Source organism: Telluria sp. ZT3P25 (assembly GCF_059685895.1).
In genome coordinates, this window is record NZ_JCASIJ010000001.1 from 2,403,156 (window position 1) to 2,417,690 (window position 14,535).

The following is a 14,535-nucleotide window of genomic DNA, read 5'->3' on the forward strand; positions in this document are numbered from 1 at the left end:
AATGCCGTCCGCAACGCGCGCTGGCGCGTATCTCACCGTCGACCTGCACGCGGTGCGGGCCAACTACCGCCATCTCCGTCGCCTTGGCGGCGGCGTCGAATGCGGCGCGGTGCTCAAGGCCGATGCGTATGGCCTGGGCATGGCGCCGGTGGCTGCTGCGCTGGTGGCCGAGGGCTGCCGCACGTTCTTCACGGCGCACCTGGATGAAGGCATCCGCCTGCGCACGCTCCTGCCGGCCGGGACCACCATCTATGTGATGCACGGCGCGATGCCCGGCGCGGCGCGCGATTGCCTGGCGCACGACCTGGTGCCGGTGCTGAACGATCCGGGCCAGCTCGACGAGTGGCGCGCACTGGCGCGGGAAACCGGCCGCGTGCTGCCGGCCGCACTGCAGTTCGACACGGGCATGGCGCGCATGGGCCTGGCGGGCGCGGATGTCGAGCGCCTGCGCCAGGACCCGGCCTGGCTGGATGGCCTGCGCCCGCAACTGGTCATGAGCCACCTGGCCTGCGCTGACGAAGCGAAGCACCCGCTCAATGCGCACCAGTGCCAGCGTTTCGACGCTGTGCGCGCGCTGTTTCCCGGCGTGCCGGGCAGCCTGGCCAATTCGTCCGGCGTGTTCCTCGGCCCGGCCTTTCATCACGACCTGCTGCGCCCGGGCGCGGCGCTGTACGGCATCCACCCGCAGCCAGGTGGCGTCAATCCGCTGACGCAGGCGGTGTCACTCGCTGCGCGCGTGGTGCAGCTGCGCAGCATCGACGCGGGCGACATCGTCGGCTACGGCGCGCGCTACGTGGCGCCCGGCCCGCGCCGTATCGCCACGATCGCCATCGGCTATGCCGACGGCTGGCTGCGCGCGCTGAGCGGCCGCTCGTACGCGTACATCGACGGCGTCGCCGTGCCCTTCGTCGGCACCGTATCGATGGACAGCATCACGCTTGACGTGACCGGCGTGCCGGAAGCGCGCATTGCGCCGGGCCAGAGCGTCGACCTGCTGTGCGCGCAGCAGACGGTGGACGATGTCGCGGCGCAGGCCGGCACGATCGGGTACGAGGTGCTCACGCGCCTGGGCAGCCGTTTCCACCGAAACTACGCGGGCGCGTAATTCTTCACCGGTTACACTATTCGCCCGGCGACCCGCCGTATTCTGGTGAAGAGGTAACCCTTGTTTGAAATCAGCCAGCTGCGCTGCTTCGTTGCGGTCGCCGAAGAGCTGCACTTCAGCCGCGCAGCCGAGCGCCTGAACATGACGCAGCCGCCCCTGAGCCGCCAGATCCGGCTGCTCGAACACAGCGTGGGCGTGGCGCTCCTCGAGCGCACCAGCCGCTCCGTCACGCTGACCGCTGCCGGCGCGGCCTTCCTGCCCGAAGCGACACGGATCCTGCGCCTGGCGCAGGAAGCCGCAGTCAAGGCGCGCCGTACCGCCAGCGGCGAACAGGGTTCGCTGACCATCGGCTTCAGCGCCGCATCCGGCTACAGCCTGCTCCCGGAGGTCGTACGCGGCATCCGCCAGGCCTGTCCCCAGGTCGCCCTCAATCTCAAGGAGCTGGTCAGCACGGCGCAGGTCGAAGCGCTGAACGCCGGTGAAATCGACCTTGGCCTGATGCGCCCCCACACCATCAACAGCGAACTGGAAAGCATCCTGATGGTGACCGAGTCGCTGATGCTGGCGATCCAGGAAAGCGACGCCCACCTGTGGCCCGAGGCCCCGACGCTGGCCTGCGTTCACGGCAAGCCGTTCGTCATGTACTCGCCCTACGAGGCGCGGCCGTTCTACCAGATGCTGAGCGAGCGGTTTGCCAGAGCCGGGGTGATGCCCGACATCGTCGAGCACATCGGCCAGGTGCACACGATGCTGGCCCTCGTCGGCGCGGGCATGGGCGCGGCGCTGATCGCGGAAGGCGCGGCGCGGCTGAAATTCGAAGGCATTGTCCTGCGCAAGGTGGCCACCGACCCGGTCCACCTGGTGGCCACCTACCGGCGCGACAATGACAATCCCGTGCTGGCACTGCTCAAGCAGCAAGTGCTGGCGTCGTTCCACCCTTCCTGACGCCGGCATTGATTCAATTCCTGTATTGGTGGCGACAGTCTTTGGATTGATTCGGCATTGATCTCCGCTCTATGATGGACCCAGCCCCAGGCATGCGACTGCCAAAGGCTGCGTACGGATCGCATAAGGTCCGACCACATAACAAAGGAGACAGTCTTGAAAACAGCAGCAGCGCTTGTCCTGTTACTGGGCGCCGGCACGGCCCATGCCCAAACGTCCGTCGCGTTCTACGGCCTTGTGGACGCCGCCATCGTCGTCGAGGATGGCGGTACCGCCGGCCGCGTCACCAAGGTCACCAGCGGCGCCGCCGCCGCCTCGCGTTTCGGGCTGCGCGGCGTGGAAGAACTGGGCGACGGCATGGCTGCCTTCTTTACGCTCGAAGGCGGCACCAAGATCGACACCGGCGAAATCGACGCCGCCGGCACCATCTTCAATCGCCAGGCCTACGTCGGCTTGCGCACCAGGTTAGGATCGGTAGCGCTCGGGCGCCAGTACACGCCGTATCACACGGCGATGGTCTCGATCGTCGATCCGTTCAACACCGGCTATGCGGGCAGCGCCAAGAGCCTGTTCCCCCACAACGGCACCAATATCCGCACCAGCAACACGATCACCTACGCCACGCCAAAGAAGAACGGCTTCGACGGTGAACTGGCCTACAGCGTGGGCGAGCAAAGCCGCTCGGCCGCGGGCCGCCAGTTCGGCGGCGCGATTGGCTACGCGGCCGGCCCGCTGGCCGTGCGCCTCGTCTACAACAACAAGAACACCGATGTCGCCGCCACTGGCGCGACGCCTGCGGTGGATCGGTCGATCGGCCGCAACATCCTGCTCGCGGCTTCGTACAACGCCGGCTGGATCAAGCTGCACTCGGGGATCAGCAGCGACAAGGGCGACAACGCCGCGCCCCTGATCAACCCCAACAACCCGTACGGCGGCGTGCGGCCAACGCCGTCGACGGACGGGCGCAGCTACCTGCTCGGCATCTCGGCGCCGGTCATGGGCGGCACGCTGCTGGCGTCGGTCCTGCACAAGGATGACCGCACCCGTTTCAACCAGGACGCCAATGCCTGGGGCATCGGCTACCTGTACGCGCTGTCCAAGCGCACCGGCCTGTACGCCGCCTATGGCCAGGTCGACAACCGCAACGGCGCCGGCTACACGGTGGCGAACAATACCGAATCGGGCAGCGGCGACACCGCCTGGAACCTGGGCGTGCGCCACAGCTTCTGAGTCCTGACACCATAACAACGAGGAGACACAATGACGATCCGTACCAAGGTTTCATCCCTGTTCATCGGACTGGCAATTCTAGGTGGCGTGCAGGCAGCAGGTTTTCCTGACAAGGCAATCAATGTCGTCGTGCCGTTCCCGGCGGGCGGCTCCACCGACGCCATCGCGCGCGCCATCGGTCCGAAGGTCAGCGCCAAACTGGGCCAGCCGTGGGTGGTCGACAACCGTCCGGGCGCCACGGGCGCGCTGGGCGGCGGCTACGTCAAGCGCGCGGCGCCCGATGGCTACACGCTGATGGTCGCCTCCATCGGCGTGTATTCGGTCAATCCGCTGCTGCAAAAGACACTGCCCTACGATCCGTCGAAGGACTTCGATTTGCTGACCGTGGCCGTGCAGGCCCCGAACGTGCTGGTGACGAATGCCACGGTGCCGGCCACCACGGTCGCGGACTTCGTCGCCTACCTGAAGAAAAATCCCGACAAGATCACGTTCGCCACGTCCGGCGCTGGCAGCTCCGACCACCTGACGACGGCGCTGTTCTGGCAAAAGACCGGCACTTCGGGCCTGCACGTGCCCTACAAGGGCGGCGCACCGGCGATCACCGACCTGCTGGGCGGCCATGCCAACGCGTCCTTCCAGAACATCAACGTCGTGCTCAGCCATATCAAGGCCGGTAAACTCAAGGCCCTGGCCGTCACGGGCAGCAAGCGCTCGGCGGTGCTGCCGAACGTGCCGACGCTGGGCGAAGCCGGCGTCAAGGAAGTCGACGTCTATTCGTGGCAGGCCATCGCGGCGCCCAAGGGCTTGCCGAAAGATGTGAAGGCCACGCTGCACGCGACCATCACGGGCGCGCTGCACGATCCGCAGATTGCGGCCAAACTGACCGAACAGGGCTTCGAGATTGTCGCCTCGACGCCCGAGCAATTCGCGAAGTTCCAGGCGCAGGAGCTGGCGCGCTGGCGCGAGGTGATCACCAACGGCAAGATTACGCTGGACTGACGCCAGACCCGTTCAACACTTTTTTCAAGCAGCCCATCATGTCCCCTACTTCGGCAAATGCCCCCGTCATCACCAGCCTGCGCGTCGTCCCCGTCGCGGGTCAGGACAGCATGCTCCTGAACCTGAGCGGCGCGCACGGCCCCTGGTTCACCCGCAATATCGTGATCCTGACCGACAGCGCCGGCAATACCGGCCTGGGCGAAGTGCCCGGCGGCGAAAAGATTCGCCAGACCATCGAGGATGCGAGCCCGTTCGTCATCGGCGCCACACTGGGCGACTACAACAAGGTGCTGAACGCGATGCGCAGCGCGTTCGCCGACCGCGACCTTGGCGGCCGCGGCCTGCAGACGTTCGACCTGCGCACGACCATTCACGCCGTCACGGCCGTCGAATCGGCGATGCTCGACCTGCTTGGCCAGTTCATGGGCGTGCCGGTGGCGGCGCTGCTGGGTGAAGGCCAGCAGCGCACGGCGGTCGAGATGCTGGGCTACCTGTTCTATGTCGGCGACAGCGGCAAGACGCCGCTGGGCTACCGCAGCGAGGCCGATGCGGTCGATCCCTGGCTGCGCCTGCGCAACGAGCAAGCGCTCACGCCGGAAGCCATCGTGCGCCTGGCCGAAGCGGCACGCGCGCGCTACGGCTTCAATGACTTCAAGCTCAAGGGCGGCGTGCTGGGCGCCGATGAAGAAATGGAGGCGATCGTCGCCCTGCACGAACGCTTCCCGCAGGCGCGCGTGACGCTCGACCCGAATGGCGGCTGGCTGCTGGCCGACGCCATCCGCGTGTGCCGCGACAAGCACGACATCCTGGCCTATGCCGAAGACCCGTGCGGCGCCGAGAACGGGTACTCGGGCCGCGAAGTGATGGCCGAATTCCGCCGCGCCACGGGCCTGCGCACGGCCACCAACATGATCGCGACCGACTGGCGCCAGATGGCCCACGCAATCCAGCTGCAGTCGGTCGACATCCCGCTGGCCGACCCGCATTTCTGGACCATGCAGGGTTCGGTGCGGGTGGCCCAGTTGTGCGAGATGTTCGGCCTGACCTGGGGCTCGCATTCGAACAACCACTTCGATATTTCGCTGGCGATGTTCACGCATGTGGGCGCCGCCGCGCCGGGGCGTGTCACGGCCATCGACACCCACTGGATCTGGCAGGATGGCCAGCACCTGACCAAAGAACCGCTGCGCATCGAAGGTGGCATGGTGCAGGTGCCGGCGCGCCCGGGCCTGGGTATCGAGCTCGATGCCGACAAGCTCGAAGCAGCGCACCAGGCCTACAAAAACCTGGGCCTGGGGGCGCGCGACGATGCGGTGGCGATGCAATACCTGATCCGCGACTGGAAGTTCGACAACAAGCGCCCTTGCCTGCTGCGCTGATCAGAACAGCTCACCGTTGACAGGCATCGGCGCCGAGGTCGGCGCCGAGGCTGACGGCGCTGCGCGCCTGGGCGCCAGCGGCGCCGGCCACGCCGTCATCGCCTCGGCCGGAAAATGGCGCAGAAAACTGTGCGCCACGTCGAGGTCGCGGCTACCCAGCCAGTCGCGCACCTCGTCGTCGCCCAGCAGCACGAGCGAGCGCTTTTCGTCGCCCGGCCGGTGCATGCGGCGCATCAAGGGATGCGTGTCGGCGTTGATCGTGATCTGGGTAAAGGCGCTGGTCATGCTGCCGTCGATTTCCTGCCATTCGCGCCACAGCCCCGCCACCCAGAACAGCGATTTGTCGCGCATGCCGATCGCCGTACGTTCAGCGCGGCCGCTTTCGTAGCACGGTTCGTAAAACCACAGCATCGGCACCGCGCACAGTTGCAGGCGGCGCCAAGCGGACGCGAACGAACGGCGCGCAACGAGCGATTCGGCGCGCGCGTTCATCGTGTCGAACGGTTTCACGTCGGGCGGGATATGGCGGCGCGGGACCATGCCATAGCTCGCCACGCGGGCCTGCGGCGCCAGCCCGGGCGCGGCGCACAGGATCGGCGCATCGTAATCCTTCCACGTTTCTTCGGGCCACTGCCAGTCGTGCGGCAACTGGCTGAACGCGCCGATGCGGCCATTGAACATCTCGGGCGTCGGGGGATGGTAGTTCACGCACATGACGCAGCTCCTGAAATATTTCCTGAAGGTAAAGGCGCGGCACTGCTCGGCAGTACAAGTGTAAAATACCAGCGTCTTTTTTTAGCATTCTACCCACGATGCCCGTCAGTCTGCCCTTCCTGCCCGAAAACGACGAAACCTCGCGCCTGGTCCTGGCCTATCCGTGGCAGAGCACCGCTCTCGGCCCGATCGACGCCTGGCCAACCGTGCTCAAAACGACCGTCGCACTGATCATGGCCACGCCGACGCCGATCGTCACGCTGTGGGGCCCGGACGGCTACATGATCTACAACGACGCCTACCGGGTGTTCGCGGGCGGGCGCCACCCGACACTGCTGGGCTCGAAAGTACGCGAAGGCTGGCCCGAAGTGGCCGAATTCAACGACAACGTGATGCGGGTCGGGCTGGCGGGCGGTACCCTAAGCTACCAGGACCAGGAACTCACGCTGCACCGCAGCGGCGCGCCCGAGCAGGTCTGGATGAACCTCGACTATTCGCCGATCCGCGACCAGGATGGCGTCATTGCCGGCGTCATGGCGGTCGTGGTCGAGACCTCGAGCAAGGTGAAGGCCGAACGCCATATCCAGGCCGAGCGCGCGCGCCTGCACACGATGTTCGAGCAGGCGCCAGGGTTCATCTGCCTGCTCGACGGCCCCGAACATCACTACGCGCTGGCCAACGACGCCTACCGCACGCTGACGGGCAGGCGGCCCCTGCTCGGCATGCCGGTGGCGCAGGCCTTGCCCGAACTGGCCGCGCATGGCCTCGTCGAACAGCTCGATCGGAGTTTCGCCGATGGCACGGCATTTCGCGCCGAGGGAGTCGAGCTGGCACTGAACAATCCCGGCCAGGACGGGCCGACCCGCACCTTCATCGATGTCGTGCTGCAACCGCTGCGCGACGCCGATGGCGCCGTGTTCGCCACCTTCGTGCTCGGCAACGACGTCACCGAGCGGGTCCACGCCGAGCGCGCGCTGCGCGCGAGCGAGGCGCGCTTTCGCACCTTCGCCCAGGCGATGCCCAACCATGTGTGGGCTGCGCACGATGACGTCAGCGTCGAGTGGATCAACGACCGTGTGCGTGAATACGCCGGCTGCAGCACCTCCCCCGACGAGGCGCTTGGCCTGGGTTGGCAGGCGATCGTGCATCCCGACGACCTGGCGCGCTACCGCGCGGTGTGGCAGTCCAGCGTGGCGACGGGCGCGCCGATCGACGCCGAAATCCGCCTGCGGCGCCACGACGGCCAGTACCGCTGGCATCTGGTGCGCGCCCACCGCTCCCCTGGCGAGGCTGGCGAAGCATCGCTCTGGATCGGCAGCAGCATCGACATCGAAGACCAGAAACGCGCATCCGAGGCGCTGGCCTTGTCCAATGCCAGCCTGGAAGAACGGGTCGAACGCCGCACCGCCGAACGTGACCGCATGTGGCGCCTGTCGAAGGACATCATGCTGGTGGCCGATCTGCATGCCACGCTGTTCGCCGTCAATCCGGCCTTCACGGCCATCCTGGGCTGGACCGAGGCCGAGGTGCTGGGCACGCCGATGCTGGCGCTCGTACACCCCGACGACCGCGCCGTGACGGCCCAGCAGATGGAGGCGCTGCGGGCCGGTGGCCAGGTGTACCGCTTCGAGAACCGCTGGCAGCGCAAGAATGGCTCGTGGTGCAACCTGTCGTGGACCGCGTCGCCCGACCTGCAGTACGTGCACGCCGTGGGCCGCGACATCAGCGCCGACCTGGCGCAGATGGACGTCATGCGGCGTACCGAGGCGGCATTGCAGCAGGCGCAGAAGATGGAGACGATCGGCAAGCTCACCGGCGGCGTGGCACACGACTTCAACAACCTGTTGCAGGTCATCGGCGGCAACCTGCAACTGATCGCGCGCCGCGCCGACGGCCTGCCCGAGATCCAGAAGCGCGTCCAGAACGCGATGAGCGGCGTCGAACGGGGCGCCAAGCTGGCCAGCTCGCTGCTGTCGTTCGCACGGCGCCAGCCGCTCGAACCCAAGGCGGTCAAGATCGGGCGCCTGCTGGGCAATATGGACGACATGATGCGGCGCGCGCTGGGCGAAGAGATCGACATCGAGATGGTGATCTCGGGCGGCCTCTGGACCACCGAGGTCGATCCGGCGCAACTCGAGAACGCGATCCTGAACCTGGCGATCAATGCACGCGACGCCATGGAAGGCGCCGGGCGCCTGACGCTCGAAGTGACCAATGCAGCGCTGGACGCCACCTATTGCCTGGCGCACCCGGAGGTCACGCCAGGCCAGTACGTGATGCTGGCCGTGAGCGACACTGGCAGCGGCATGCCGCAGGACGTCATCGACCAGGCCTTCGAGCCGTTCTTCTCGACCAAACCCGAAGGCAAAGGCACGGGCCTGGGGCTGTCGATGGTGTATGGCCTGGTCAAGCAATCGGGCGGCCACGTCAAGATCTACAGCGAGGTCGATGAAGGCACCACGATCAAGATCTACCTGCCCCGCTCCCTGCAGGTCGAGGACCATGCGGGCGAGCCGCTGCTGCAACCCGTCACCGGCGGCCACGAGACGGTGCTGGTGGTCGAGGACGACGAACAGGTGCGCCTGACGGTGGTCGACATGCTGACCGACCTGGGTTACCGCGTCCTGCGCGCCAACGACGCCAGCGCGGCGCTGACCGTGGTCGACAGCGGCATCCACATCGACCTGCTGTTTACCGACGTCGTGATGCCCGGGCCGCTGCGCAGCCCCGAGCTGGCCAAAAAGACGCGCGAACGCCTGCCGAACGTGGCGGTGCTGTTCACATCGGGCTATACCGAGAATGCGATCGTGCACGGCGGGCGGCTCGACGCCGGCGTCGAACTGCTCGGCAAGCCGTACACGCGCGACAACCTGGCGCGCAAGGTGCGGCACGTGCTGTCGAACCAGCAGCAGAAGAATGCGTTGCTGGCGGCAAGCTTGCCACCGGCGTCAGTGCCGACAACCTCGAAGGCGCGCGTGCTGCTGGTGGAGGACGACGACGCCATCCGCGAGAATACGGCCGAACTGATGCGTTTTCTGGGGTACGAGGTGCTGGAAGCAGCCGATGCCGAAGCCGCGCTGGACTTGCTGGACCGGGCGCCCGACATCGTGCTGACCGACCTGCACCTGCCGAAGATGCAAGGCGATGAACTGGCCCTGAAGGTCAAGGCGCGCCTGCCGCAGACGCGCATCGCATTTGCCAGCGGGGCCAGTCAGGCGTCCAGCGTTGCCGATGCGATTCTGGGCAAGCCGTATGATGCGCAGCAGCTTGAGGCGTTGCTGGTGCGGCTGGCGTAGCTTGAAACGGCCGCGGGTCAAAGCGATGCAATCAGCTTTGCACCGCAGGCCGTGAGGTCGTTGTCGTAGGCGTAGGCCCGACCCATATGCCGGGCACCTTCACCGTCCGGGATGATCGCAAACCGGCCCTTGCATTTCGGGCAAAAGGTGGTATCGCCTGCAAGGGCCGCTTCGGTGCCCATGACAACGGTGCCGGAAGACACCAGAATGACCTGGCCGCCATGATCGGTCTTGTCGTTGAGACGAATGACACTGCCGCCTGCGTGTTTCATTTGTCCTCCTTCGTATGCCCGCGATCGACCTGTTCAGCTTCGATCAGATGCCAGGCAAGTTCGCTCGCATCAAGGGGCAGCATCCAGTCGCGCTTCGGATCGGGAAATGACTGCCCTGCCGTCAGCCAGCGCTGGCGCCACGCTTGATTGACTTCGTATTCCAGCGGATGCCCGGGCGCGAGCCATGGCTGCCAGGTGCCCGTGCGCGCGCATGCCTTGTCACCCGCACAGCTTACTGGAGGATCCAGCCGTGGGACTTGTCGCGACAGCCTGAGCGCCGTGCGCGGTGCGACCGCGCCGCCATCGTTATGCATCGTCAGTACCCGCTGCCAGAGCAGACCGGTGATCGCCCTGGATCCGGTGCCGTTCGTGTAGCGCGGCTGCTCGAACGTCTCTGCTTTGCCGTACAGCCCCGGAGGAATCGTAGCCAGGAAAGCGCGCACCTCGCCCGCTTCCTGCGGTGCCTTTGGTTGCCAGTAGCCAGCGACGGGGGCCTGGACGGCATCGGTATTTTCGGCGAGTGGCCGGAACGTGTAGGCGCTGTCGAGGAAGTACCGACCTTTCCTCAGCGAGGCTTCTGTCGGTGACGGGATTACCGGGGCAGGCACGACGGGCATAGCGGCAGCGAGCAGGCTCTCGCGCGTGCCGTCCCAGGGCGGAAGCACGGCCGCCGGCAGGGGCACGATCTTGTCCAGGTTCGGGAAGCGGCGGTCAGGATTGAAACGGAGCGCTTTCCCCAGCATCTCGTAACGCTCACCTCGCGCCTTGTCGATGAAGGGCACGAACATGGTTGCCAGATTGCTCGGACGGTCGAACTCGCTGCCAATGTTGTCCGAACAAAACTCGCAGCCGCCCTTCACGCCCTCGTGCATCGCCCGCATTACGCGGTCGAAGGTTGCTCGGGATCGCTCACCCACTTGTGTGCCGTCCAGGGCCCGAGGAACAATATACATGGGTTGCATCTCTATCGCTCCTGGGCCATATCCCTGAGCCAGCGCGCATTCGAACATCTTGATCGCAATCGGGATATTGCCCCAATAACCAGGTACAAGGCCATCGGCTCCCGCATCGATCTTTTCACCGAGAAAGACCATCGCCTGCGGGTTGCCCATCTGCGCCGCCTTCTGGAAAAAAGCGTAAGCACGGTCCGTATTTCCGAACACACCCGTTCCATTCAGATAATAAGTGCCCATCCGGTCATAAGCAGCCGGAATGCCCAGTTCCACGGCCTGCGACACCAGCCTCATCGCCGCATCCTCGCCATTTGGCGGATCCAGGCCTTCCACATACAGGCTGGCCAGGTTTAGCATCGCCTTCCAGTGATGCCGCTCGGCCGCCTGGCGCGTCAGCTGAACAATTTTCTTGTAGTCGCGGTCATCGATGAAGGTCGTACGATCCTCCAGCGCGCGTGCCTCAAGGAACCAGTCGTCGGCCTGGGCGTCGATCGGCGGCACCTTGCTCGCTTCGGTCTGGCACTCGAACGATGCGATATGCGGATCGAACGGCGGCAACGGTTGCATGTGTGGCGGAACCTTGGCTTTGTCCATATGGCAGCCCGTCATGAAAGTAAGAACGATGATCACGGTCGCCGCATTGCGGCGACCACGAGGAAGATCGATGGAACGCGCCCACATGATCAGGCGACTCGCACGATTGAGCATCGCCCATCATCGAGCGGGACGATGAACCCTTCCATCTGCTTGTCAACTGGCTTGTTTGATCGCGCCTTCTGCCTGTCTTTGTTGACTTTCATCAGCTTTACCCAGTCACTGAAGGTCTTTTCAATCTCTTTCGGTGTCGCGTTACCGCCGTTATTTTCTTCAGTCGCCAGCGTCGACCAGATCCGCTTTCGCAACGCGGTTGCATGGCGCTGATCATTCGTGGCGAGGTTAATCTCGCTGTCGACCGCCATGCTGCGCTGATTCAAATTCGCACTGCCTAGCGTGAAAAAGGAGTCATCGACCAGCAGCAACTTGGAGTGAATATAGATTTCGCGGTAACGCCATGCGCGCCGTGCCTGGTTGAATTCGCAGGCGTTGAGCACGGCTACGCAGACCCTCAGACCGAATTTGTCTTCGAGAATGAGGGCGGACGGCTTGTCGATCCTGTTAGCAGCCACGACGACTTCCGGCAATGGCCTTGGCGCACTCGCCCGCCTGTCTACGGCATCCCCGAAAAAAGGCTTCGGCATCGTTCGATCAAGCCTGGCTTGTTCATTGGTCTTGTCGATCATGTCGACCTGTTGCGTCAAGCCGCCCTGTTGCCCCAGCGGCGCCAACGTCTCGTAGGTACGCGGGATCATCCCTGCCGACTCCGGCGCCGGGATGACGACAAACACGTGCATCACGGGCACATCTTCACTGCCCTTGCCGATCTTGGCGCAGTTACGATTCCACCCGGCGAGCACCTCTTTGCGGATTGCGAGCAAATGCTCGGCCCATTCCTGATACTGGAAATACTGGTTTTCCAGATAAAGATAGCCGCCCCCGCCAGCCGCGACGCGGGTCGCATTGAAGTAAATCTCCTTGATCGTGAAATCGTCTTCCTCGGGCTGGGTGCGGACAATCTGCACCGTCGAGTCGCCGCCGGTCGCCTTACGCAGCAGGGCCGAGGGCGGTGTACTGCATACGTAGGACGCTGTCTTGGCGTGAGGATTGTCTCCGTTACCGGCACGCGCCCACGCCCGCTCAAAATTCTCGTGCAATGGTATGAGCGCCCTGCCACCCTCGATCCGGCAGGCATAATCGCGCAATGGCTTGAGCGTTTCAAAATCGTGTTGGCCGCCCACGCCCTGCGTTTTCTCTTTCAGCGTACTGGCCTGGCCCTCCTCGCGCAATAAATTGTCGACGCAATGCTCCTCGGTATCCCAATAGCCGGTCATGGAATTGAGTCCCATGACATAACCGACGGCCTTTTCGCCCTGCTTGTAGTTGAAATCGATCAGTACCGGCTTCTGATGGTGGGTTCCATGATGCTCCAGCAAATAACTCTCGCTGAAATCGGGTCGCCCCCGCTCATGGCCGAGCGATTTTTCGTTGCTGTTGCAGTCCCCATCGCGCAGGCGAATGCTGATGCCGGTGAGCAGATTCTTGAATGCCGCGCGATACCAGCTGCAGCAGTACTCCTCCTTCGCCATGGCGCCCAACTCGTCGCCCGAAATATTCCATTTTTTTTGATGGCGATGCTCACGCGCATGCTCACGAATCATTTCAAGACTGGCCTTGGCATGCAGTTGTTGGCCGACCAGATCGCTTTTCTGCGTATACCAGGGTGAAGTGCCATGGGTATGGCCCGGCATGTGTTTCTGTTTTTTTCCGCCGACCCAGCTATACCAGATCAACAAGCGAACACTTACGCCCCGCCGTCCGGCCGCGATCAACAGATCGCCATAGGTGTCGGCCCGTGGCCAGATGTACCCATTTCGGTTCAGCTCCATTCCGGGATCGAAGCCCCAGCACACCAGATCGATGCTTTCCTTGGCCTCGGCGATGTCTTTGGCGATGGCGGCGAAACCCTCCTTGCCGCAGACCAGGAGCCTTAGCCGATTGTTGTGGGTGATCGGATGGGTGGCGCTTCCCTTCTTGTTCCTGACTTCCGCGAACCACTGAACGGTCGAATTCGCATGGCAGCTGACTTCGTTGATGTGCACCTGCTCGGTTCGCAGATAAGTTTCGGCGCTCATGTCGTTTCCTGTTCTGTTCATGAAAAGTCAGGTTGGGGTGCGGCCATCTGCCGAACCATCAAGCGCGCGTGCGCCCTGACTCGACAAGGACTGTTCGGTGTACAAAGCGTGGTTCGTCGAATCGAACTTCTCCGAGGCTGCCAGATCGTAGCGATCACCATTGGCCAGCTCGACCGAGTAAGCCTGCGTTCCTTTTGTATGCTTGATGGCGATACGACCGAGGTCATCGGTGATGCCTTCGTCGAACCGGCTGCCGTTCTTGAACAGCTTGTACGGCATGTTGGCGATTGGGCGGCCGCTGTCACGATGCGTTTGCAGCGTCAACACGAGCTGTTTCGGATCTTCGGGCGTGGCCGCCTCGTCGATGGTGATCTTGTGCTCCTGCGATGGCTGCGGCCGGTTCTGGGGCGCGAGCGTTTCCAGGTTGCCGTGAAAGAGCGTCGGCTTCGGCGCGAATACCTGCATGCGGTCGGTGATTTCAACCATGGCGCCGGGGCCGTGCAGCCGTACCCCCTTCCTTCCCCGGATATCGACCCAGTCGGATTGGCTGATCAGCGCCAGCACCTTGTCGGCGATCACCTGAATGTCGTCGTCATGCGCCTGCACGGTGATCTTTCCGGCGGCGGCAATGAACTTCATGCCCGCTTTATGCACGAACAAACGCAGTGTCTGCCTTATGCTCGCGTAGAGGCTGTCACCAGCTGCGATCGACAGGTTGTGGCCGGCCGTCAGCGCGATGTGCTCGCCGCTGGCAATATGGGCCGACCTGGTCGAGGCCAATTCGATTCCGGCCGGGCTGGACAAAACAAGATGTGGCTCAGCAAGCTCCGGGAACTGTTCGCCTGCGCCCCGTATCGCATCGTTTTGCGCTTTGAGCACATCGGCGACGCTGTGCTGCTGTCCATTGTCCTGC

Annotated in this window: 11 protein-coding genes; 6 read left to right on the forward strand and 5 right to left on the reverse strand. The window is 64.3% G+C overall.

Going from position 1 to position 14,535, the window contains the following annotated elements; genetic code table 11:
* Window position 1 precedes the first annotated feature (1 nt).
* The 5 genes from alr to gudD all read left to right on the forward strand — a co-directional run bounded on the left by alr (window position 2) and on the right by gudD (window position 5,658).
* Window positions 2-1,105, forward strand: coding sequence for an alanine racemase (alr, locus tag AC56LY_RS10745; protein ID WP_499579176.1), 1,104 nt, complete (start codon window positions 2-4; stop codon window positions 1,103-1,105).
* Window positions 1,106-1,165: 60 nt separating this feature from the next.
* Window positions 1,166-2,050 carry a LysR substrate-binding domain-containing protein gene (locus tag AC56LY_RS10750; RefSeq protein WP_499579178.1) on the forward strand — a complete coding sequence of 295 codons (885 nt, stop codon included), beginning with the start codon at window positions 1,166-1,168 and terminating at the stop codon, window positions 2,048-2,050.
* Window positions 2,051-2,206: 156 nt separating this feature from the next.
* On the forward strand, window positions 2,207-3,280 hold the full coding sequence (locus tag AC56LY_RS10755; protein WP_499579181.1) for a porin: 1,074 nt from the start codon (window positions 2,207-2,209) through the stop codon (window positions 3,278-3,280).
* Window positions 3,281-3,310: 30 nt separating this feature from the next.
* On the forward strand, window positions 3,311-4,279 hold the full coding sequence (locus AC56LY_RS10760; protein WP_499579183.1) for a Bug family tripartite tricarboxylate transporter substrate binding protein: 969 nt from the start codon (window positions 3,311-3,313) through the stop codon (window positions 4,277-4,279).
* Between the two features lie 38 nt (window positions 4,280-4,317).
* Complete coding sequence (gudD, locus tag AC56LY_RS10765; RefSeq protein ID WP_499579185.1) at window positions 4,318-5,658, forward strand: glucarate dehydratase; 1,341 nt, start codon at window positions 4,318-4,320, stop codon at window positions 5,656-5,658.
* Here gudD and AC56LY_RS10770 read toward each other — a convergent pair whose 3' ends face one another.
* Entirely contained in the window at window positions 5,659-6,372 is a 714-nt protein-coding gene (locus AC56LY_RS10770; RefSeq protein WP_499579187.1) for an SOS response-associated peptidase family protein, read from the reverse strand.
* 98 nt (window positions 6,373-6,470) lie between these two features.
* Here AC56LY_RS10770 and AC56LY_RS10775 point away from each other — a divergent pair, with 98 nt between their 5' ends.
* A complete protein-coding gene (locus tag AC56LY_RS10775; RefSeq protein WP_499579188.1) occupies window positions 6,471-9,668 on the forward strand; it encodes a hybrid sensor histidine kinase/response regulator in 3,198 nt (1,065 codons plus the stop codon).
* A 17-nt stretch (window positions 9,669-9,685) separates the two neighbouring features.
* Here the strand turns inward: AC56LY_RS10775 and AC56LY_RS10780 are convergent, their stop codons facing one another.
* The 4 genes from AC56LY_RS10780 to AC56LY_RS10795 are packed head-to-tail and all read right to left on the reverse strand — an operon-like array spanning window position 9,686 to window position 14,501.
* The gene (locus AC56LY_RS10780; protein ID WP_499579192.1) at window positions 9,686-9,940 is read right to left on the reverse strand and encodes a PAAR domain-containing protein; all 255 of its coding nucleotides are present in this window, start codon (window positions 9,938-9,940) and stop codon (window positions 9,686-9,688) included.
* Complete coding sequence (locus AC56LY_RS10785) at window positions 9,937-11,601, reverse strand: SEL1-like repeat protein (protein WP_499579195.1); 1,665 nt, start codon at window positions 11,599-11,601, stop codon at window positions 9,937-9,939. The genes AC56LY_RS10780 and AC56LY_RS10785 overlap by 4 nt, the downstream gene beginning before the upstream one ends.
* On the reverse strand, window positions 11,577-13,622 hold the full coding sequence (locus AC56LY_RS10790) for a phospholipase D-like domain-containing protein (protein ID WP_499579198.1): 2,046 nt from the start codon (window positions 13,620-13,622) through the stop codon (window positions 11,577-11,579). The genes AC56LY_RS10785 and AC56LY_RS10790 overlap by 25 nt, the downstream gene beginning before the upstream one ends.
* Before the next feature lie 27 nt (window positions 13,623-13,649).
* On the reverse strand, window positions 13,650-14,501 hold the full coding sequence (locus AC56LY_RS10795; protein WP_499582020.1) for a DUF2345 domain-containing protein: 852 nt from the start codon (window positions 14,499-14,501) through the stop codon (window positions 13,650-13,652).
* Between the last annotated feature and the right edge of the window lie 34 nt (window positions 14,502-14,535).

Excerpts from the sequence above, each read along its gene's own strand:
- AC56LY_RS10775 (WP_499579188.1), top strand. The coding sequence starts at position 6,471 with ATGCCCGTCAGTCTGCCCTTCCTGCCCGAAAACGACGAAACCTCGCGC.
- AC56LY_RS10780 (WP_499579192.1), bottom strand. The coding sequence starts at position 9,940 with ATGAAACACGCAGGCGGCAGTGTCATTCGTCTCAACGACAAGACCGAT.
- AC56LY_RS10760 (WP_499579183.1), top strand. The coding sequence starts at position 3,311 with ATGACGATCCGTACCAAGGTTTCATCCCTGTTCATCGGACTGGCAATT.
- alr (WP_499579176.1), top strand. The coding sequence starts at position 2 with ATGCCGTCCGCAACGCGCGCTGGCGCGTATCTCACCGTCGACCTGCAC.
- gudD (WP_499579185.1), top strand. The coding sequence starts at position 4,318 with ATGTCCCCTACTTCGGCAAATGCCCCCGTCATCACCAGCCTGCGCGTC.
- AC56LY_RS10785 (WP_499579195.1), bottom strand. The coding sequence starts at position 11,601 with ATGCTCAATCGTGCGAGTCGCCTGATCATGTGGGCGCGTTCCATCGAT.
- AC56LY_RS10770 (WP_499579187.1), bottom strand. The coding sequence starts at position 6,372 with ATGTGCGTGAACTACCATCCCCCGACGCCCGAGATGTTCAATGGCCGC.
- AC56LY_RS10790 (WP_499579198.1), bottom strand. The coding sequence starts at position 13,622 with ATGAGCGCCGAAACTTATCTGCGAACCGAGCAGGTGCACATCAACGAA.